This window comes from Neisseria sp. P0018.S001, from assembly GCF_051957355.1.
In the GTDB taxonomy this organism is placed as follows: Bacteria; Pseudomonadota; Gammaproteobacteria; order Burkholderiales; family Neisseriaceae; genus Neisseria; species Neisseria subflava_A.
The window spans coordinates 61130-81772 of record NZ_JBQCWN010000001.1 but is presented as its reverse complement, the minus strand read 5'-3'; the positions used below and the strand labels follow the sequence as shown (position 1 = coordinate 81772).

The 20643-nt window shown below is 49.7% G+C and carries 17 protein-coding genes and 3 tRNA genes; 9 read left to right on the top strand and 11 right to left on the bottom strand.

Translation table 11 applies throughout. From position 1 onward, the window contains the following. Nucleotides 1–55 precede the first annotated feature (55 nt). The gene (locus ACTHTJ_RS00365; RefSeq protein ID WP_440360748.1) at nt 56–2314 is read left to right on the top strand and encodes a glycoside hydrolase family 65 protein; all 2259 of its coding nucleotides are present in this window, start codon (nt 56–58) and stop codon (nt 2312–2314) included. 12 nt (nt 2315–2326) lie between these two features. After that, nucleotides 2327–2992 (top strand): beta-phosphoglucomutase, encoded by a 666-nt coding sequence (gene pgmB, locus ACTHTJ_RS00360; RefSeq protein ID WP_440360749.1) that lies wholly within the window; start codon nt 2327–2329, stop codon nt 2990–2992. 70 nt (nt 2993–3062) lie between these two features. On the opposite strand, the gene murI is transcribed toward pgmB, so the two are convergent. Beyond that, entirely contained in the window at nt 3063–3872 is an 810-nt protein-coding gene (murI, locus tag ACTHTJ_RS00355) for a glutamate racemase (RefSeq protein WP_049331752.1), read from the bottom strand. Between the two features lie 61 nt (nt 3873–3933). Further along, nucleotides 3934–5163 carry a multidrug effflux MFS transporter gene (locus tag ACTHTJ_RS00350; RefSeq protein ID WP_070583349.1) on the bottom strand — a complete coding sequence of 410 codons (1230 nt, stop codon included), beginning with the start codon at nt 5161–5163 and terminating at the stop codon, nt 3934–3936. A gap of 241 nt (nt 5164–5404) precedes the next feature. Here ACTHTJ_RS00350 and ACTHTJ_RS00345 point away from each other — a divergent pair, with 241 nt between their 5' ends. Next, a complete protein-coding gene (locus ACTHTJ_RS00345; RefSeq protein WP_070583352.1) occupies nt 5405–6934 on the top strand; it encodes a helicase HerA-like domain-containing protein in 1530 nt (509 codons plus the stop codon). 66 nt (nt 6935–7000) lie between these two features. Here ACTHTJ_RS00345 and ACTHTJ_RS00340 read toward each other — a convergent pair whose 3' ends face one another. From ACTHTJ_RS00340 to ACTHTJ_RS00330, 3 genes are all read right to left on the bottom strand, one after another. Further along, nucleotides 7001–8356, bottom strand: a complete 1356-nt coding sequence (locus tag ACTHTJ_RS00340; protein ID WP_036493871.1) for a PFL family protein — start codon at nt 8354–8356, stop codon at nt 7001–7003. Between the two features lie 15 nt (nt 8357–8371). Further along, entirely contained in the window at nt 8372–8644 is a 273-nt protein-coding gene (locus ACTHTJ_RS00335) for an ACT domain-containing protein (protein ID WP_003680574.1), read from the bottom strand. Between the two features lie 107 nt (nt 8645–8751). Continuing rightward, nucleotides 8752–9897, bottom strand: coding sequence for a polyamine ABC transporter substrate-binding protein (locus tag ACTHTJ_RS00330; RefSeq protein WP_070583354.1), 1146 nt, complete (start codon nt 9895–9897; stop codon nt 8752–8754). 328 nt (nt 9898–10225) lie between these two features. Here ACTHTJ_RS00330 and ACTHTJ_RS00325 point away from each other — a divergent pair, with 328 nt between their 5' ends. Together ACTHTJ_RS00325 and parE are read left to right on the top strand one after the other, a co-directional pair. Continuing rightward, entirely contained in the window at nt 10226–10762 is a 537-nt protein-coding gene (locus ACTHTJ_RS00325) for an RNA pyrophosphohydrolase (RefSeq protein ID WP_070583356.1), read from the top strand. Nucleotides 10763–10830: 68 nt separating this feature from the next. Beyond that, the gene (parE, locus tag ACTHTJ_RS00320; RefSeq protein ID WP_070583358.1) at nt 10831–12816 is read left to right on the top strand and encodes a DNA topoisomerase IV subunit B; all 1986 of its coding nucleotides are present in this window, start codon (nt 10831–10833) and stop codon (nt 12814–12816) included. Nucleotides 12817–13006: 190 nt separating this feature from the next. On the opposite strand, the gene ACTHTJ_RS00315 is transcribed toward parE, so the two are convergent. From ACTHTJ_RS00315 to ACTHTJ_RS00300, 4 genes are all read right to left on the bottom strand, one after another. Next, nucleotides 13007–13083, bottom strand: a tRNA-Asp gene (locus ACTHTJ_RS00315). A 33-nt stretch (nt 13084–13116) separates the two neighbouring features. Beyond that, nucleotides 13117–13192: transfer RNA gene (locus tag ACTHTJ_RS00310), tRNA-Val, on the bottom strand. A 125-nt stretch (nt 13193–13317) separates the two neighbouring features. Beyond that, nucleotides 13318–13911, bottom strand: a complete 594-nt coding sequence (gene ribA / locus ACTHTJ_RS00305) for a GTP cyclohydrolase II (protein WP_070583858.1) — start codon at nt 13909–13911, stop codon at nt 13318–13320. Continuing rightward, nucleotides 13904–14569: a hypothetical protein gene (locus ACTHTJ_RS00300; protein ID WP_070583857.1), complete on the bottom strand. Its 666-nt coding sequence runs from the start codon at nt 14567–14569 to the stop codon at nt 13904–13906. Before ACTHTJ_RS00300 ends, ribA begins: the two co-directional genes overlap by 8 nt. Before the next feature lie 161 nt (nt 14570–14730). Here ACTHTJ_RS00300 and ACTHTJ_RS00295 point away from each other — a divergent pair. The 4 genes from ACTHTJ_RS00295 to ACTHTJ_RS00280 all read left to right on the top strand — a co-directional run bounded on the left by ACTHTJ_RS00295 (nt 14731) and on the right by ACTHTJ_RS00280 (nt 17215). Beyond that, nucleotides 14731–14815 (top strand) — tRNA-Leu (locus ACTHTJ_RS00295). 164 nt (nt 14816–14979) lie between these two features. Next, nucleotides 14980–16320, top strand: coding sequence for a DUF2868 domain-containing protein (locus ACTHTJ_RS00290; protein ID WP_070583847.1), 1341 nt, complete (start codon nt 14980–14982; stop codon nt 16318–16320). A 266-nt stretch (nt 16321–16586) separates the two neighbouring features. Then, entirely contained in the window at nt 16587–16841 is a 255-nt protein-coding gene (locus ACTHTJ_RS00285) for a hypothetical protein (protein WP_070583846.1), read from the top strand. 80 nt (nt 16842–16921) lie between these two features. Beyond that, on the top strand, nt 16922–17215 hold the full coding sequence (locus ACTHTJ_RS00280) for a hypothetical protein (RefSeq protein WP_070583845.1): 294 nt from the start codon (nt 16922–16924) through the stop codon (nt 17213–17215). Between the two features lie 490 nt (nt 17216–17705). On the opposite strand, the gene dnaK is transcribed toward ACTHTJ_RS00280, so the two are convergent. Together dnaK and grpE are read right to left on the bottom strand one after the other, a co-directional pair. Next, entirely contained in the window at nt 17706–19637 is a 1932-nt protein-coding gene (gene dnaK, locus ACTHTJ_RS00275) for a molecular chaperone DnaK (RefSeq protein ID WP_070583844.1), read from the bottom strand. A gap of 304 nt (nt 19638–19941) precedes the next feature. After that, nucleotides 19942–20502 (bottom strand): nucleotide exchange factor GrpE, encoded by a 561-nt coding sequence (gene grpE, locus ACTHTJ_RS00270; RefSeq protein ID WP_070583843.1) that lies wholly within the window; start codon nt 20500–20502, stop codon nt 19942–19944. Nucleotides 20503–20643 lie beyond the last annotated feature (141 nt).

Below are 20643 nucleotides of genomic sequence, written 5' to 3'. Positions count from 1 at the left end.
AAGGCCGTCTGAAACCTTTGCCGATCTGACAATTTTAATAACAGGAGCTTCATAAATGTACACGAGAATCATGGAAATCAGCCCTTGGACGCTGCGTTCGGTAAAACTGGAAAAAGAACACAAACGGCTGCAAGAGAGCCTGACCAGTTTGGGCAACGGCTATATGGGCATGCGCGGCAACTTTGAAGAAACCTACTCCGCCGACAGCCACTTGGGCACCTACATCGCCGGCGTGTGGTTCCCCGACAAAACCCGCGTCGGCTGGTGGAAAAACGGCTATCCTAAATATTTCGGCAAGGCCATCAACGCACTTAATTTCAGCAAAGTCAAAATCTTTGTCGATGGACAAGAGGTGGACTTGGCGAAAAACGACGTTGCCGGCTTCTCCGTCGAACTCGACATGCAGCACGGTGTGTTACGTCGCTCGTTCACCGTATTCGGCGTGCATTTCGATGTGTGCAAATTCCTGTCCGTCGCGCAAAAAGAGCTGGCGGTTATCCGCTGGGAAGCCGTATCCGTTGACGGCAAAACCCACCAAGTCCGCATCGATTCCATCATCGACGCCGATGTGAAAAACGAAGACTCCAACTACGAAGAAAAATTCTGGCAGGTATTGGACAAAGGCGTTTCAGACGACCGCTCCTACATTGCCACCCAAACCGTCGCCAATCCCTTCGGCGTGGAACAATTCATCGTCAACGCCGAGCAAACCTTCGCCGGCAGTTTCAAAGCCCTCGGCGGTAGCCAAACCGACTGGCAGGTCTCTAATTCTTTCGAGGCTGAAGTCGGCAGCACACCCGAAACCTTTGAAAAACGCGTGATTGTTACCACCAGCCGCGATTATCAAGGCTTGGAAGCAGTGAAAGCCGCAGGCCGCGCCTTGTCGGAAAAAGTCGCAGGCGTTGCATTTGAAACCTTGCTGGAGGCGCACAAAGCAGGCTGGCTGCACCGTTGGGAAATCGCCGACGTGGTCATCGAAGGCAGCGACGAAGCGCAGCAAGGCATCCGCTTCAACCTGTTCCAACTGTTCTCCACCTACTACGGCGAAGACGCGCGCCTGAACATCGGCCCGAAAGGCTTTACCGGCGAAAAATACGGCGGCGCGACCTATTGGGACACCGAAGCCTACGCCGTACCGCTCTACCTCGCACTGGCTGAACCCGAAGTTACCCGCAACCTGCTGCAATACCGCCGCAACCAACTGCCGCAGGCGCAACACAACGCGCGCGAACAGGGCTTGGCGGGCGCACTCTATCCGATGGTAACGTTTACCGGCATCGAGTGCCACAACGAATGGGAAATCACCTTCGAGGAAATCCACCGCAACGGCGCGATTCCTTACGCCATCTACAACTATACCAACTACACCGGCGACGAAAGCTATCTTGCCAAAGAAGGCTTGGAAGTTTTGGTCGAAGTGTCCCGCTTCTGGGCGGACCGCGTCCACTTCTCCAAACGCAACGGCAAATACATGATTCACGGCGTAACCGGCCCGAACGAATACGAAAACAACATCAACAACAACTGGTACACCAACACCCTCGCCGCATGGGTATTGGATTACACCCGCGAAGCCTTGGCGAAATACCCGCGTCCGGATTTGAACGTGAGCGCCGCCGAGCTGGAAAAATGGGCGGACATCAGCGCGAATATGTACCGTCCGCATGACGAAGAACTCGGCGTGTTCGTACAACACGACGGCTTCCTCGACAAAGACATCCGCCCCGTGTCCGCACTTTCGCCCGACGATTTGCCGCTCAACCAGAAATGGTCGTGGGACAAAATCCTGCGTTCGCCCTTCATCAAACAGGCGGACGTATTGCAAGGCATCTACTTCTTCGGCGACCGTTTCAATATCGACGAAAAACGCCGCAACTTCGACTTCTACGAACCGATGACCGTGCATGAAAGCTCGCTGTCCCCATGTATCCACTCCATCCTTGCCGCCGAACTGGGCAAAGAAGAAAAAGCCGTGGAAATGTACCAGCGCACCGCCCGCCTGGACTTGGACAACTACAACAACGACACCGAAGACGGCCTGCACATCACCTCCATGACCGGCTCGTGGCTCGCCATCGTCCAAGGTTTCGCCCAAATGAAAACCTGGGGCGGCAAACTCAGCTTCGCCCCGTTCCTGCCGAGTGCGTGGACAGGCTACGCCTTCCACATCAACTACCGCGGCCGTCTGATTAAAGTCGCCGTCGGCAAAGAAAACGTCGTCTTCACCCTGCTCAAAGGCGAACCGCTCGATTTGCAGGTGTACGGCAAAGACATCACGCTCAACGGCAGCCACACCGTTGCGTTGGAAAAATAAGGAGGGCGTAAAATGACTTTCACTGCAGTGCTCTTTGACCTCGACGGCGTCATCACCGACACCGCCGAATACCACTACCGCGCATGGAAAAAGCTCGCCGAAGAACTGGGCATCAGCATCGACCGCAAGTTTAACGAGCAGCTCAAAGGCGTGTCGCGCGACGATTCGCTCAAACGCATCCTCGCGCACGGCGGCAAAACCGTCGGCGAAGCCGAGTTCGCCGAACTGACCCGCCGTAAAAACGACAACTACGTCGAGATGATTCAGGCAGTCAAACCCGAAGACGTGTATCCCGGCATTTTGCCCCTGCTGGAAGCATTGAGAGCAAACGGCAAAAAAATCGCCCTCGCGTCCGCCAGTAAAAACGGCCCCTTCCTGCTAGAACGCATGGGGCTGACCCACTTCTTCGACGCCATTGCCGACCCTGCCGCCGTCGCGCATTCCAAACCCGCCCCCGACATCTTCCTCGCCGCAGCCGAGGGCGTGGGCGCGGACATCCGACAATGCATCGGCATCGAAGACGCAGCAGCAGGAGTAGCCGCCATCAAAGCCGCCGGCGCCTTGCCCATCGGCGTGGGCAAAGCCGAAGACTTGGGCCGCGACATCGCGCTGGTCTCCGGCACCGCCGAGCTGACCTACGCCTACTTGCAAAACGTGTGGGCACAGTCGGGCAGATAAAATATTAGGGAAGTAAAAAGGCCGTCTGAAAACCTGAATCAGGTTTTCAGACGGCCTTTAATATTTCCAATCAACCAAGTGTTACCATCTCAATCTGCTCCATACTTCTACCCAAGAAGCGTTCGCCGATGGTGCGGAAGCGCAGTGGGATGTCGCTGACGTAGAAGCGGTAATCCGGATTGTCGTTTTCTGTATTCAGCAAACCTGCTTGCGCCAAGGCTTTGGCGGTGGCTTCGGCGGTGGTGATGGCGGAATCGACCAAGGTAACGTTTTGTGCTTCGCGGCCGATAAGCGGTTTGAGCAGTGGGAAATGGGTACAACCCAACACCAGCGTGTCGATGTCGTCGGCCAAGAGCGGCTTCAAGTATTCGCGCACGGTCAGGCGGGTGACTTCGTGATCGAGCCAGCCCTCTTCCACCAATGGCACAAGCAGGGGCGCGGCTTGCGTGCGCACCAGCGTGTCGTTGTTTTTTGAATGGATGGCACGCGCGTAGGCATTGCTGTTGACGGTAGTATTGGTTGCGATAATGCCGATTCGGTTGTTTTTGGTGGTTTGCAAAGCAGCTTCCGCACCGGCGGAAATGACGTCCAATACGGGCATATTGCCTGCTTTTTGGCGGATTTTTTGTCCGGCAACGGCGGCGATGGTGTTGCACGCGATGACGAGTGCTTTGACATCGTTTTCCAGCAGGAAATCGACAATCTGCATGGCGAAGGTTTCGATGGTGGCGCGGGATTTGGTGCCGTAGGGAACGCGGGCGGTATCGCCGAAATAGATGATGTTTTCCATTGGCAGGCGTTCCATCAGGGCGCGGACGTTGGTCAAGCCGCCGACGCCGGAATCGAATACGCCGATGGGGCGTTGTTTGCTGGTACTCATGGTTAATTTCTTCAATATAGCGTTGAGGCCGTCTGAAACCGTTTTTCAGACGGCCTGAAGGTTAAACATATTCTTTTTTATCGTTTTCCATCCAAGCCTGATGCGAGCAAATCCACAACAGTACGATACCGCATACGGTCGAGCTCAACATCATACCGGCCATCACCAAGGCAGAACCATTATGCAGCCAAGTCGTTGCCATGCCGACCGATGCGCCGATAAGGGATTGAAACACGCCTAAAACCGCATTTGCACTGCCGCCCTCTGCGCTGAAATAGCTCATAAAGCAGGCCTGAGTGTTCGCACCGACCAAGCCTTGCGTACCGACTGAAAACATCACGCACAGCACCAAAGCCCACAAAGGCGGCAGAGACAGCGACAATATCAAAACCGTCATCAGCAGATTAGCGACAAATTGGACGATAATGCCCCATTTGAGGATGTTTTGCGGATGCGTACCGGTTTTCAAACGCCATGCGGTAATGCGGTTAAACGACATCATGGTAATGATATTAAGCGCAAATATCCAAGCATATTGGTTTGGTGAAACATGATACAGTTGTTGGTACACAAACGACGATTCGGTCAAAAAGGCAAACATCGAACCGAAACTGAAAGCTTGGAAAAACAAATAGCCCATTGCGGCGCGCGTTCTCAAAACGCGTTTAAACCTGCCTGCCACCACGCCGAACACATCCATGCTGATTTTGCCTTTTTGGTGCGGCTTAGGCAGGAAATACCACATCAAACCCCAAAGCAGCAGCGAATAACAGGCCAGAAAGCCGAAAATCATGCGCCAGCCGCCCAAATTCTGCAAGCCTGCACCAATCATCGGCGCCATCAATGGCACAATCATCAGAATAATGCCGATTAAGGCAAACATCTGCGCGGCTTTGCGTCCGGAATAATAATCGCGCACCATCGCGCCGGAAATCACCACGGTCATCCCCGCGCCAAACGCCTGCAAGGCACGCAAGTTCAGCAGCTGCTCGACATTATTCACCATCGTCAAACCGATAACGGCGGCAAAGTAAATGCTCAAGCCCACCAAGGCGACAGGTTTGCGGCCTTTAATATCCGAAATCGAACCGCCGACTACCTGACCAAACGCCACGCCAAACATAAAAAAGCTCAGGCTTTGCTCGATACGGTGGATGTCTGAACCCAGCGACTTCGCCATTTCGGGAATCGCAGGCAGATAAGCATCGACAGAAAACGGCATCAGCGCGACCAACATCGCCATCAGCACGGCCATGTTTTTTTCGCCCAAAGGGGCTTGTTGTGCAGTCATTCCGACTTTCGCTTTCGTAAAAAATATTCAACAAACAAAGAAAACAACCGCCTTGTCAGACGGTTGCAGATTGGATGGAATTATAGCAGATTTCAACCTTGTCCAATCACTGCAAAAAAACCTTTGCAAAACTTAAGGCCGTCTGAAACCTTGCTTGGTTGAATCCCCTCGCCGCAAACGTTAAAATGCTTGTTTTTTAAGACAACAAATTGTTTCACATCACGGATTCTAAGGAATAATCATGACTACATTTCAAATTGCGCGTACCGACGGGAAAACGCTCGAAATTCAAGGCAAAATGGCCAACCGCCACGGCTTGATCGCAGGTGCGACCGGTACGGGTAAAACCGTTACCCTGCGCCGCATGGCGGAAGCCTTCAGCAGCGAAGGCATCCCTGTATTCTTGGTCGATGTCAAAGGCGATTTGTCGGGCATCGCACAAGCCGGTGCCAACAGCGGCAAAGTGGGCGAACGCATCGCCGAGTTTGATTTGGGCGAGCAATGGCTGCAAAATTTCCCCGTGCGCTTTTGGGATGTTTACGGCGAAACCGGTATTCCCGTACGCGTCACCGTTTCAGAAATGGGCCCTATGCTTTTGGCCCGCCTGATGAATCTGAACGACACGCAGGAAGGCCTGCTCAACCTCGTGTTTAAAGTTGCCGACGACAGAGGCTGGCACATTCTGGATTTGAAAGACTTGCGCAGCATGCTGAAACACGTTTCCGACCACGCTTCGGAATACCGCACACAATACGGCAACGTTTCTGCCGCCAGTATCGGTGCGATTCAACGCCAACTGCTGACTTTGGAAAACGAAGGCGCAGAAAAATTCTTCGGCGAACCTTCCCTCAACCTGCAAGACTGGATGCAAACCGACAACGGCAAAGGCATCATCAACATCCTTAATTCCGAAAAACTGATGCGCTCGCCGCGTATGTACAGCGCGTTTTTGCTGTGGATGTTGGCGGAGTTGTTTGAAACCCTGCCCGAAGTTGGCGATTTGGACAAACCAAAATTCGTGATGTTCTTCGATGAAGCGCATTTAATGTTCGACAATGCCGCCAATGCGTTGGTCGAACAAATCGAACAAGTCGTGCGCCTGATCCGTTCCAAAGGCGTGGGCGTATATTTCGTCACCCAAAACCCGCTCGACTTACCCGATACCATCCTCGGCCAACTGGGTAACCGCGTGCAACACGCCCTGCGCGCCTTCACACCGCGCGACCAAAAAGCAGTCAAAGCCGCTGCCGAAACCTTCCGCAGCAATCCGAATATCAAAGTTGCCGAAGCGATTGCCGAACTGGGCGTCGGCGAAGCGCTCGTTTCCTTCCTCGACGAAAAAGGTATGCCCGAGCCGGTAGAACGCGCCCTTATCCTGCCGCCGCAATCTTCCTTAACCCCGCTTGCCGCAGAAGAGCGCAACCGCTTGTTCCAAAACGATGATTTGTATCCGACCTACAAAGACATGGTGGACAACTATTCCGCTTTTGAAGCATTGGCCGAAGCAGACAGCCAGGCTGCCGCTGAAAAAGAAGCCGCAAATACCGCCAAAGAGCAGGAAAAAGCACAAAAAGCCGCAGAAAAAGAAGCTGCCAATGCTGATCCTGGCATCCTCGGTGGACTGATCGGCGGCTTGAGCGGCGGACGCAAAAAATCTGGCCAAGGTTTGGGCTACAACGTTGCCGACGCCATCGGCAGCCAAATCAACCGCCAAGTAACCAACGCCATTTCCCGCAGCGTAATGGGCATTATTAAAAATATGTTTAAATAATTACCCTGCAAATATAAAAGGCCGTCTGAAAATCAATTTCAGACGGCCTTTTATTTATCAATCCAATCAGTTTTTCATTGATTGAACCGGAGCTGGGATTCTGCCGCCTCGGTTGACAAACACTTCGCATGAGCCTTCTTTAACCGGCATTACAGGCGCGTAGCCCAACAAGCCGCCGAACTCGACGCTGTCGCCGACGGTTTTGCCGGTTACCGGAATAATGCGCACGGCAGTGGTTTTACTGTTGATCATGCCGATGGCGGCTTCGTCAGCAATGATGCCGGAAATGGTATGAGCAGGCGTATCACCGGGAACGGCAATCATGTCCAATCCGACCGAGCAGACGGCGGTCATCGCTTCGAGTTTGTCCAGCGTCAGCACGCCTGCTTCGGCGGCGGCAATCATGCCTTCGTCTTCGGAAACGGGGATAAACGCGCCGCTCAGGCCGCCGACCGCGCTGGAAGCCATCATGCCACCTTTTTTCACAGCATCATTCAGCAAGGCCAAAGCCGCTGTCGTGCCGTGCGTACCGCAGACGCTCAAGCCCATTTCTTCAAGAATGCGCGCCACCGAGTCGCCGACAGCAGGGGTTGGTGCCAACGACAAGTCGAGAATACCAAACGGGATATTCAGCATTTTTGAGGCTTCGCGGCCGATGAGTTCGCCCACACGAGTGATTTTGAAGGCAGTTTTCTTCACTACTTCCGCAACTTCGGTCAATGTCGTTGCATCTGAATTTTCCAACGCGGCTTTTACGACACCCGGACCGGATACGCCGACATTGATAACGGCATCCGCTTCGCCCGAACCATGAAACGCGCCCGCCATAAACGGGTTGTCTTCCACCGCGTTGCAGAACACGACGATTTTGGCGCAACCGAAACCTTCGGGCGTGATTTCGGCTGTGCGTTTGATGGTTTCGCCTGCCAGCTTGACCGCATCCATATTGATACCGGCACGCGTGCTGCCGATATTGATGGAGCTACATACGATATCGGTAGTCTTCATGGCTTCGGGAATGGAACGGATCAGCACCTCATCCGAAGGTGACATGCCTTTTTGCACCAGCGCAGAAAAGCCTCCGATAAAGGACACGCCGATGGCTTTAGCAGCTTTATCCAAAGTTTGCGCCACGCTGACGTAAGAATCAGCATGGGTGGCCGCGGCGATTTGGGCAATCGGCGTAACGGAAATGCGCTGATTTACAATCGGCACGCCGTATTTGGCAGACAGATATTTTGCCGTTGCCACCAAGTCTTTGCCGACTGTGGTGATTTTATTGTAAATGTTTTGGTTCAACACATTGATATCACTGCTGATGCAGTCGTGCAAATCAATGCCGATGGTAATGGTGCGCACGTCAAAATTCTGGTCGGCCACCATTTTGACGGTTTCTAAAATCTCGCCGGATTGAATACTCATGGCTCTCCCTCCGACTTAAATACGGTGCATGGCTTGGAAAATTTCTTCGTTTTGCATACGGATATCAAGCGCGAGTTTTTTGCTCTCTTCCGCAAACAAATCCAAAACTTCTTGACGCGATTTGGTGCATTTTGAAGTGTCCACCAAAATAATCATGGTAAAAAAATCGTCCATCAGCTGTTGGCTGATGTTGAGAATATTGATTTGGTTTTCCGCTAAAATTTTGGAAACGTCGTACACAATGCCCACACGGTCTTTACCGATGACGGTGATGACTGAATTGTTCATAACGCTGTTTCTCCTCATAGGATATTTGAAAAGTGTTGACAATTATAACACTCAGGCCGTCTGAAAAACTGTTTCAGACGGCCTGAGTATTCAAATTTCAATTTTAATTATCGTCCTGCTTTCAAAGCCTGCCATAGGCGAACGCTGAGTTTGCTCGCATCGGTTGACTTGGGAGAGACGATGAAGCTTTTTTCCATCAATTCTTTACTTGGGAAAATCGATTCGTCAGAGGTGTATTTTTCATCCATCAAATCACGCGCCGGACGGCTGGCCGGAGCATAAGTCACATAGTTGCCGTTTTTGGCCGCTGTTTCTGGATTGAGCGTGTGATTGATGTATTTGTGTGCATTGGCCACATTTTGCGCATCACGCGGAATCATCAACGAATCCACCCAAATACCGACACCGCTTTTCGGCGCCAATACTTCGACTTCGACGCCGTTTCCTGCTTCTTTGGCACGGGTTTTGGCAATATTGAGGTCGCCGCCGTAGCCTACCGATACGCAAAGATTACCGGCAGCCATATCGTCGATATAGCCGGATGAGGTAAAGCGTTTGATATCGGGGCGCACTTTTTTCATCATATCGACAGCTGCTTTGATGTCATCAGGGTTTTCGCTGTTCGGATCTTTGCCCAAATAATGCAAAGCCAAAGGAACTTGCTCGATGGCGCTGTCGAAATAGCTGATGCCGCAGGATTTCAGTTTTTGGGTGTATTCAGGATTGAACACCAAATCCCATTCGTTTTCAGGCAGTTTGTCCGTACCCAAAGCCTTTTGAACCTGCTGTTTGTTAATCGCCAGCGTATTGATGCCCCAGAAATAAGGGACGGCATATTCGTTGCCTGGATCGACGGCTTCCATCATTTTCAACAAATCGGGATCGATGTTGGCGTAATCGGGGATTTGCGATTTGTCGATTTTTTGATACGCGCCGGCTTTAATCTGACGGCCGACATTGGCAATAGACGGCGCAACCAAGTCATAACCCGACTTGCCGGTCAGCAGCTTGGCTTCCAGCGCTTCATTGCTGTCGTAGTAATCGTAGCGGACATTGATATTCGTATTTTTTTCAAACGCAGACAGCGTGGCCGGATCGACATAATCCGACCAGTTGTAGATATTGAGTTTATCCGTTTGAGAGGAAGAAGTTTGAGTTTGAGATGCGGAAGATTCTGCGGCGGTTTCTTTTCCACCGCTACACGCAGTCAAGACGAGGCTCAAGATTGCCGCCGCCATCAAAGATTTTTTCATGGTTTCAGACCTTTTGTTCGGGGGGTAAAAATATTGCAGCGGTGGCAGATGCCACTTACAAAAGGGAAACTGTGGGGGCGGCCGGCATGTGTCCTTTGCCCTTGATTCAGCAAGGTTTGCATTAAACGGCAAAAAGCTTTTGAATGCAAGACCTTAAAGCAGAAAAAATTCTCCCTTTTCAGACGGCCTGAAGCTATGGTTTTATTCATAAACAACATTTTTTCAGAAACAGTTTCATGCCGTCTGGAAAAAACTGTGGGCTTATTCAGACGGCCTCAAGATTTGTCAAAACCGCCCAATTTGTGGGAAAATTGCACGATTGAATTTAATGAAGGGCGACACCGTGTTAGACAGAGAAGGCTATCGCCCCAATGTCGGTATTATCCTGATTAACGAACGTAACGAAGTCTTTTGGGGCAAACGCGTACGCGAACATTCATGGCAGTTTCCGCAAGGCGGCATCAAGCCGGGCGAAAGTCCTGAGACCGCCATGTACCGCGAATTGTACGAAGAAGTCGGCCTGCTGCCGCAACATGTCAAAATCGTTGGCCGTACACGCGACTGGTTGCGTTATGACGTGCCCAGCCACTGGGTGCGGCGCGAATGGCGCGGTTCGTATCGCGGACAAAAACAGATTTGGTATCTTTTGCGTTTGGTCGGCCGCGACAGCGACGTCAACCTCCGCGCCTGCCATCATCCTGAATTTGACGGCTGGCGCTGGCACCAATACTGGGCTCCGGTTGACGAAGTCATCGATTTCAAGCGCGGCGTGTATTTGGATGCATTGACCGAACTCTCCCGTTTCTTGCGCGGCATAGAAAGCTATGAAGACTTTATCCGGCGCAATCCAATAGAAAACCTATAACCCAAACGCTTTCAGGCCGTCTGAAAGCGTTGTTTTTCATCCTTTCAGACGGCCTTTACATTATTCCTATGGCTAAAAACAATCAATACAGCGAATCCAGCATTACCGTCCTCAAAGGCTTGGAGCCGGTCAAAGAACGTCCCGGCATGTACACCCGTACCGACAGCCCGACCCATATCTGTCAGGAAGTGATTGATAACGCGGCGGACGAGGCGTTGGGTGGTTTCGCTACTGAAATTGACGTACAAATTCATGAAGACGGTTCGCTTTCCGTCCGTGATAACGGCCGCGGCATTCCCGTCGGCCTGCACCCCGAAGAAGGCGTACCCGTAGTCGAACTCGTGTTTACCCGTCTGCACGCAGGCGGCAAGTTCAACAAAAAAGACGGCGGCAGCGCCTATGCCTTTTCAGGTGGTCTGCACGGTGTCGGCGTATCTGTTACTAACGCCCTTTCCACCCGCCTTGAAGTAACGGTCAAACGCGAAGGCAAAGTCCACCGCATCGTCTTTTCCGGTGGCGACGTCATTGAGCCATTGACTGAAGTGGGCAAATGCGCCGTCAAAGACAGCGGCACCGAAGTGCGCGTATGGCCGGACGGCAAATATTTTGAAAGTCCGAATTACAGCATTCCCGAACTCGAACGCCTGCTGCGCGCCAAAGCCGTCTTATTGCCAGGTGTACGCGTTTCCCTAACCCGTCCGGTTAAAGGCGAAGACGAAGCATACACCCAAACTTGGCACTACCCGGACGGCCTGAAAAGCTATCTGACCGACCTGATTGCCGATGCGCAAGAAGCTGTGCCTATCTTCTCTTGCGAAAACTACATTTCAGACGGCCACAACGGCGATTTCAGTATCGGCGAAGGTGCTGCGTTTGCCCTGACTTGGCTGGAAGAAGGCTCGTGTGCCAACGAAAGCTATGTCAACCTCATTCCCACCCCGCTAGGCGGCACGCACGAAGCAGGCTTGAAACAAGCCGTGTTCAACGCCGTCAACAATTTCATCAATCTGCACAACCTCCTACCGCGCGGCGTAAAAATACAAAGCGACGACGTGTTCGGCAAAACCGCCTTCGTCCTCTCCGCCCGTGTCCTCGACCCGCAGTTCCAAGGTCAGACCAAAGACAAACTGACCAACCGCGACGCGTTGAAACTCGTTGCCGCCGTATCGGGCGACCCTTTGGAATTGTGGCTGAACCAAAACGTGGACTTCGGCAAAAAAATCGCCGAACTCGCCATCCGTCAGGCACAGGCGCGGATGCGTTCGGTTAAGAAAATCGAAAAGAAAAAAGGCAGCGGCGTCGCCGTCCTGCCCGGCAAACTGACCGACTGCGAAAGCGAAGACATCCGCGAAAACGAACTCTTCCTCGTTGAAGGCGATTCCGCCGGCGGCTCCGCCAAACTCGCCCGCGACAAAGCCACGCAGGCCATCCTGCCCCTGCGTGGCAAAGTGCTCAACAGCTTCGAAGTCCACCCCGACCAGCTTTTCGGCAACGCCGAAATCCACGACATTTCCGTCGCCATCGGCGTCGATCCGCACGGCATCAACGACAATCCCGATTTAAGCGGCCTGCGCTACGGCAAAATCGCCATCTTGTCCGATGCCGACGTGGACGGCTCTCATATTCAAGTTTTGCTGCTGACCCTGTTCTACCGCCACTTCCCGAAACTGGTCGACGACGGACACATCTACGTCGCCCAGCCGCCGCTGTTCCGCGTCGATGTCAACGCACAAGGCAAAAGCAAACCTGCCCGCAAATTCTACGCCCTCGACCAAAACGAACTCGACAGCATTTTGGAGCGATTACAAAAAGAAGGTGTTAAAGAAACTGCTTATTCCATCAGCCGTTTCAAAGGCTTGGGCGAGATGAACCCCGACCAGCTCAAAGACACCACCATGCACCCCGACACCCGCCGCCTGTTGCAGGTACAAATCCCCGAAGGCGCGGATGACGAAACACGCGACATCTTCGTCAAACTGATGGGCAAAGGCGAAGCCGCCGCCCGCCGCGCATGGATGGAAAAAGAGGGCGATACGGCAGAATTGGATATCTAATCTATTGTTTCAATAGACTAAAGGCCGTCTGAAACTTTAAAAATTTCAAACGGCCTTTTTTAAAATCATCAGAAATTAAGATTAAACAGTATTTCAATATCCTGTTACTTACCTGTTTCTATTTTCGCAGCTTAATTGTGTCTTTAAGACAAATAAAAAAGCACTGATATAATCAGCGCTTTTTAAATAATGGCGCGGCGGACGGGGCTCGAACCCGCGACCCCCGGCGTGACAGGCCGGTACTCTAACCAACTGAGCTACCACCGCGCATCCACTGTCAAAGACAATGAAAAAAAAACTTGGTGGGTGATGACGGAGTCGAACCGCCGACATTCTGCTTGTAAGGCAGACGCTCTACCAACTGAGCTAATCACCCGATAAGCCGTCATTAAATCAAAAAATTAGGCCATGCGCAAGGTTTTTATTTAAATAAAAATATATCCCATTGAAAGAATATAGAATATTTTATTTAACCGCAAAAATTACCGTTATGCCTATCCATCAATCGAAAATCAAATGTCCCAATTTATCCGCTTTAGTATGCAGATAACGCTCATTTTCCACATTTTCGCCGACATGCAATGCAATCCGTTCGACCACATTAATACCGGAATCTTTCAACGTTTGGATTTTTTCAGGATTATTGGTCAACAATCTGACCTCACGAATATGCAGATAATCATAAATCTGCTTGGCTAAAGTGAAGTCGCGCGCATCAACAGGAAGGCCGAGCGCTACATTGGCTTCAACCGTATCCAAGCCCTGATCTTGCAGACGATAAGCACGGATTTTGTTTATCAAACCAATGCCCCTGCCTTCTTGGCGCAAATATGCGATAACGCCACGCCCTTCTTTCTGAATGGCTTGCATCGCCGCTTGAAGCTGAGGGCCGCAATCACATTTCACTGAAAATAAAGCATCACCGGTCAAGCACTCAGAATGAATACGCGACAACACAGGCAGGCCGTCTGAAACATCACCCATCGTCAATGCGACATGTTCCTGACCGCTCTCTTCTTCAAAGCCGTGCATGGTAAATTCGCCCCATTCCGTAGGCAAACGGCATGACGCGACAAACTTCAACGCGTTACTCATTTTCCGCTTCCTCGCTTTCAGCCACACTCAACAGATTTTTCAAAGAATCCGACAGAGCCAAAGCAAGGGCAATCCAAGCCACCAATACTTCGTCAGGCGCGCCGTCTTTGATATCAAACTCAGCATGCACTACACCCAAAACCGCACCGCTGGGCATACAGACAGGAACAGAAATCTGACTCAAGCCGAGATGATTGCGTTCGGCCGACAATTCACCAATTTCCTGCCAATACGCCACATTCTGACAAACATTCATCCAACCGCTTTGCGCCGTACGCACAGCCAAAAAAGCCTGTCCGGCCTGCTCGTCGATTGGAATCACATTTTCCAACGGTACGCCCCAACGGCTCAGTCGAACCAGCGACAACGCGCCATCTTTCGGAAACGCTGTATAAACCGCTGCACTTTTCAAATGCTCGGTGCGCTCGGCAACCGAATCCAAAGCCATAAAAATCTGTTTCAGCAACAATTCATGTTCGGCATCAACATAATCTGCCAACTGCCAACCGTCTTCAGACGGCCACAAAATCGAACGCTCAACAGAAGCATTGCCCATTTTAATCACAGCCTGGGCAGTCAAATAAGCAACATGTATCTCATCCGCAGGCAACTTCAAACCTTGCGTCTGCAAAAAATCTTTAATCAATAAAGCAGGCATCTGCCTTTCCTCACCAATAGTAAAGTTGAGGCCGTCTGAAAACAAACCCTGCTTTCAGACGGCCGGAATAAATCATTATATAAGGGATAAACCGAAAAATTCAAGCAAACAAGACTTTGCGCCCCCATTAATCTTGTGTATAATCCACGGTTCAAATTAGTGCGGACGTGGCGAAATTGGTAGACGCACCAGATTTAGGTTCTGGCGCCGCGAGGTGTGAGAGTTCGAGTCTCTCCGTCCGCACCACACTCAAAATGAGCAGCTTTCGGGCTGCTTTTTTTTACATCTATTCCACTATATACCCTATTCAAAATCAAAACTGCTTTTAATTTTTTGACCTTTGCAAAAAAGGGGTTTATTTGGGGGTATAACAGACGTTTCCATTTTATCTTTCAGACGGCCTATCATTTATGTTGAATCCATCGCAAAAACTTGTCGAATTGGTCCGTATCCTTGAAGAACGTGCCTATATTTTTCCGGGAGATCCTGTGCAGGCGACGGAAGCGTTGCGACATATTGATTGCGGCAATGAGGAAAAACTGATACGCCGCGCTCAAATTATTGACCGCGACCAGCATTTGAAATATGTGCTGCAACAGGTGGAGACAGGCTCGTTTTGGCTTTGGATTGTTGCGGCAACATTGTTGTTTACGATCGGTTTTTCCAGTACTTATCTTTTGATGGACAATCAGGGGCTGAACTTTTTTCTGGTATTGGCCGGGATTTTGGGCATGAATACAGTCATGCTGCTGGTGTGGCTGGTGACTTTATTCCTGCGTTTGAAAAATGTGCACTTTATCAGCAGTCCGGCAACTTGGTTCCGAGGTAAAGACCCGGTCAATCAGGCAATTTTGCGGCTTTATATGGATGAATGGCGCAAACCGCAAACGCGTTGGCTGATTAGTGCAACTTCACACGGCCTGTGGCTATGCACGCTGTCGGGAATGTTGGTTTCTGTTTTGCTGCTGCTCTTGGTGCGTCAATATACGTTCAACTGGGAAAGTACGCTTTTAAGTAATACGGCATTGGTGAAAACGGTTGAGGCTTTATCATGGCTGCCGGAACGTTTGGGCTTTCCTGTTCCTGACAGTCAGGCCGTAATTGCAGGCCGTCTGAACAATCATATCGAAGATGCACGCGCTTGGGCAGGTTTACTCATAGGCAGCATTATCTGCTATGGCATTCTGCCGCGCTTGCTTGCTTGGCTGGCTTGTAAGATTACTTTAAAAACCCTTCGCGAACGTTTGGATTTGAATCAGCCCTACTATCAAAACATCCTCCGCACATGGCAAACGAAGATTGTTGATGCCGATGATTTTCAGGAAAACATCGTTCCCGTTTCATCTAAAATTACGCTGAATAATGCGCCTAAATGGGCTGTTACACTGGAAACGGAATGGCCTGAGCCGCTTTGGTTTTCCGGCGTTTTGGCGCAAGAATGGATAGACAAAGGCGTGGCCGCCGGCAGAAAAGATTTGGAACAATTGGAAGCCGAATTGAAACAAACTCCGGCGCAACTTCTCATCGGCGTACGCACGCAAACTGTTCCCGATCGCGGCATTTTGCGTCAAATCAGCCGCTTGGCTGAAGCTACGGACGGCGGCGTTATCATTCAACTTTTGAATCAAGACAGTTTCTCTGAAGATTTGGATACCAAACTGGATTATTGGCGCGATGCGCTGGCAGAAAGAAACATTGCCTGGCTGGAACCGACCCGTTTGGCACAAGAAAAACGGCAAAGCGCTATTTGACAGATAAACCGAAGGCCGTCTGAAAAGTTTTCAGACGACCTTTTATCGCAACTTGGAAGCTTGTTTTTAATATTGTCTTGCTGTCTTGATGATATAACCAATTTAAATTTAATCATTTCTTGACTATCCGTTATGTTTTCATTTTTTAATATAACTTAAAAAATAATTTCAAAAAAAACTACTACATACTTGCACTGTCAATACAACAGCAAACGGATGAAAACGCTTGCTATTTTTCACCCCATTTTTCATTTTGGAGTGCTAATATGCAAACACTAAACATGGATGATTTACAACAAGTTTCCGGCGGTTTTAATTTCAGTCGAAGCGCGGTTTCAGGAGCCGGCCGCTGGGTTGGTGCCGGAGCAGGTGCTTTTGCCGGCGGCTTTACCAGAATGGCGTTAGGCGCGATTGCGGGACCGGGCGGTATGGCTGCCGGTGGTGCTATCGGAGCCAACGTAGGTAGAGTTTTAGGAGGCAGATTAGGTTCGTTTGTCGCCAGAAGATCGTTTGGCTATTAAATCATTGCCGATCAAACTCCGTATCCCGAAAATATTTACGGGATACGGATTCTTTATCAACAATACTGAAGGATAACGGCATGAAAAATTTTTGGGAAAATTATAAGAAAAACTTGCAGTTGCTCGCAACTTTTGCCAAAAAATATTGGAAGGTCCTACTGGTCATCAGCTTCGCTGTAAACTTTATTGTCATCGGGGTGAACACTATCTTGAGTCTCTATGTGATCAATCCGAAATATTTTTTAGGGGAAGAATATTTCCTTTCAGAAATTATCGAAAGCCTCGTCGCAGTAAGCTTGATGATATGGACATTCCTGAAATATATTCAGTACAAACAGAAAGATGCTTCTTCGAAAGATTCTTCTTCAAATTAAATACGGAACAATCCCAAACTTTATAAGAAGGATAAGGGCATGAAAAATTTTTGGGAAAATTATAAGAAAAACCTGAAGTTGCTCGCAAGTTTCAGCAAACAATACTGGAAGGCATTGCTGATTATGTGCTTTGCGGCCAGCTTTACTGTTTTCCTTGCGAACTTGATTTTAAGCCTTATCATCACAATCCGAAGTATTTCTTTGGAGTAGACCGTTTTCTTCCCGACTGGGTCGAAGTGTTAATTATGTGTACCCTGGTTGAACTGATGTTCTTGAAATACATAAAATCCAAAAAGAAAAAATCGCTTCCAGAATAGGTACAAACAGATTAGCCCAACCTTGTCTTTTCAATGGGTTATATCTTTTTCCTGTCTGTCAAGATTTCTAAAACCAAGGTCGTCTGAAAAGCTTTCAGATGACCTTTTACTATGAATAATTCAAATAAAAAGCGCGAACCTTTCGATTCGCGCTTTTTTTCAGACGGCATCAATTATTTTTTGTCGTCTTTTACTTCTTCAAAGTCGGCATCTACGATGTCGTCGTCTTTCTTAGCGGAAGACGGTTCGGCTTGTGCGCTTTCGCCTGCTTGGGCTTCGGCTTGCGCTTGAGCGTAAACCATTTCACCCAATTTTTGGCTGGCTGCACCCAAAGATTCGGCCTTGGCATCGATAGCAGCTTTGTCGTCGCCTTTAACTGCTTCTTCAGCTTCTTTCAACGCAGCTTCGATTTTTTCTTTCTCGGCAGCGTCAAGTTTGTCGCCGTAGTCAGTCAGAGATTTTTTCACAGAGTGAATCAGGGCTTCGGCTTGGTTGCGGGAAGCGACCAATTCAGTCAGCTTTTTATCTTCCTCAGCATTGGCTTCGGCATCTTTCACCATGCGTTCGATTTCTTCTTCGCTCAAACCTGAAGAACCTTGGATGGTAATGTTGGCCGCTTTGCCAGTACCTTTGTCTTTGGCAGAAACGTGCAAGATACCGTTGGCGTCGATGTCGAAAGTAACTTCAATTTGCGGCATACCGCGTGGTGCAGGTGCGATGTCGCCCAAGTTGAACTGACCCAAAGATTTGTTGGCAGAAGCGCGTTCGCGTTCGCCTTGCAGTACGTGGATGGTTACTGCGCTTTGGTTGTCTTCGGCAGTTGAGAACACTTGAGACGCTTTAGTCGGAATAGTAGTGTTCTTTTGAATCAGCTTGGTCATCACACCGCCCATGGTTTCGATACCCAAAGACAGAGGAGTTACGTCCAGCAGCAATACGTCGCTACGGCCGCCGCTCAATACTTCGCCTTGAATCGCTGCACCTACGGCAACAGCTTCGTCAGGGTTTACGTCTTTACGAGGCTCTTTACCGAAGAAGGCTTTAACGGCTTCTTGTACTTTCGGCATACGGCTTTGACCGCCAACCAAAATCACGTCGTCGATATCGCTGGTGCTCAAGCCGGCATCTTTCAATGCAATTTTGCAAGGCTCGATAGAACGTTGGATCAAATCTTCAACCAGGCTTTCGAATTTGGCACGGGTAATTTTCATGGCCAAGTGTTTAGGACCGGTTGCATCCATAGTGATGTATGGCAGGTTGATTTCGGTTTGCTGACTGCTGGACAATTCGATTTTAGCTTTCTCAGCAGCTTCTTTCAGACGTTGCAGAGCCATTACGTCTTGTTTCAAATCAATGCCTTGTTCTTTTTTGAACTCATCAATGATGTAGTCGATCAAGCGTTGGTCGAAGTCTTCACCACCCAAGAAGGTATCGCCGTTGGTAGCCAATACTTCGAATTGTTTGTCGCCGTCGAGGTTGGCAATTTCGATGATGGAAATATCGAAAGTACCGCCACCCAAGTCATATACGGCTACTTTGCGGTCTTTGTTGTCGCCTTTGTCCATACCGAATGCCAAAGCGGCTGCGGTTGGTTCGTTGATGATACGTTTTACTTCCAAACCTGCGATACGGCCTGCGTCTTTAGTCGCTTGACGTTGGCTGTCGTTGAAGTAGGCAGGAACGGTAATCACAGCTTCAGTGACTTTCTCGCCCAAGTAAGCTTCAGCGGCTTCTTTCATTTTACGCAAAACTTCTGCGGAAATTTGAGGAGGAGACAGCTCTTTGCCTTGCGCTTTCACCCATGCATCGCCGTTGTTGGCTTTGATGATTTCAAAAGGCATAGACTCGATGTCACGTTGAACTTCTTTGTCTTCAAATTTGTGGCCGATCAAACGTTTGGCGGCGTAAATAGTGTTTTTAGCGTTGGTTACCGCTTGGCGTTTTGCAGGCGCGCCGACGAGGATTTCGCCACCGTCCAAATAAGCGATAACGGAAGGAGTGGTGCGTGCACCTTCTGCATTTTCGATCACTTTGGTTTGACCGTTTTCAGAAATGGCCAAACAAGAGTTGGTTGTACCTAAGTCAATACCGATTACTTTTGCCATATTATGTTGCTCCTAATAAATAAACTTTTCTAAATTAATAATCCTGTGGAACATTTCGTTCCGATGGCTTGTAAATAAGGTTGCTTCATTTTTTTTCAAGGCTTAATTTGAATTTTTTTTTAAATTAAATTCAAGTACTTGATTTATTTATCCACAAGCCGTTTATTCTTTTTTCAGACGGCTGGCTTTAATTTTCCGATTCCGGTTTATCGGAATGATTTTCCAATAGCGGAACATCAGGATTTGAAACCGGATAAGGCCGTCTGAAGATCTTATGCTTGATAAACTTTATCAAGCGGTGCCTTCAATCTTCTTTTTTCGCCACAACAACCATCGCAGGACGCAGTACGCGATCGGCCAATGTATAGCCTTTTTTCATCACGCTGACGATGGTATTCGGCTCTTGCTCGCTGACTACCGCCTGCATGGCTTGGTGGTAATGCGGATCAAGTTTCTCGCCTGCCTGAGGATTGACTTCTTTAATATGGGTGGCATCAAACGCTTTTTGTAACTCGTTCAAAGTCATTTGCACGCCCATTTTCAGGGCATCGAAATTACCGCTTTGGTCGAGCAGCGCCATTTCAAGATAGTCTTTGACAGGCAACATTTCGGCCGCAAATTTTTGTCCAGCGAATTTATGTGTATCGGCAATCTCTTGCTGATGGCGGCGGCGCAGGTTTTGCTCGTTTGCCAAACCGCGCAGCTCACTGTCTTTGAGTTGGCCTTCCAACTCGGTGACACGCGCCTGAAGCTCTTCGTAAGTCGGTTCTGCTTGTTCGGTTTCAACGGTTTCGGCAGTCTCTACGGCTGCCGCTTCTTCTGCTTCGTGTTGATGTTGTTCGTTATGCTCCGTCATTTCTGACATCCTTTTAGCGTGTTGATATTCGATGTTTCATATATAAGGCCGTCTGAAAAAACTTCAAGCATTTGAATACCGATTATCAAATGCCTTGTTAAAAGACGTTGGAAAACGGTAAGATAGCCATCTGATTTTATTCTTCAGACG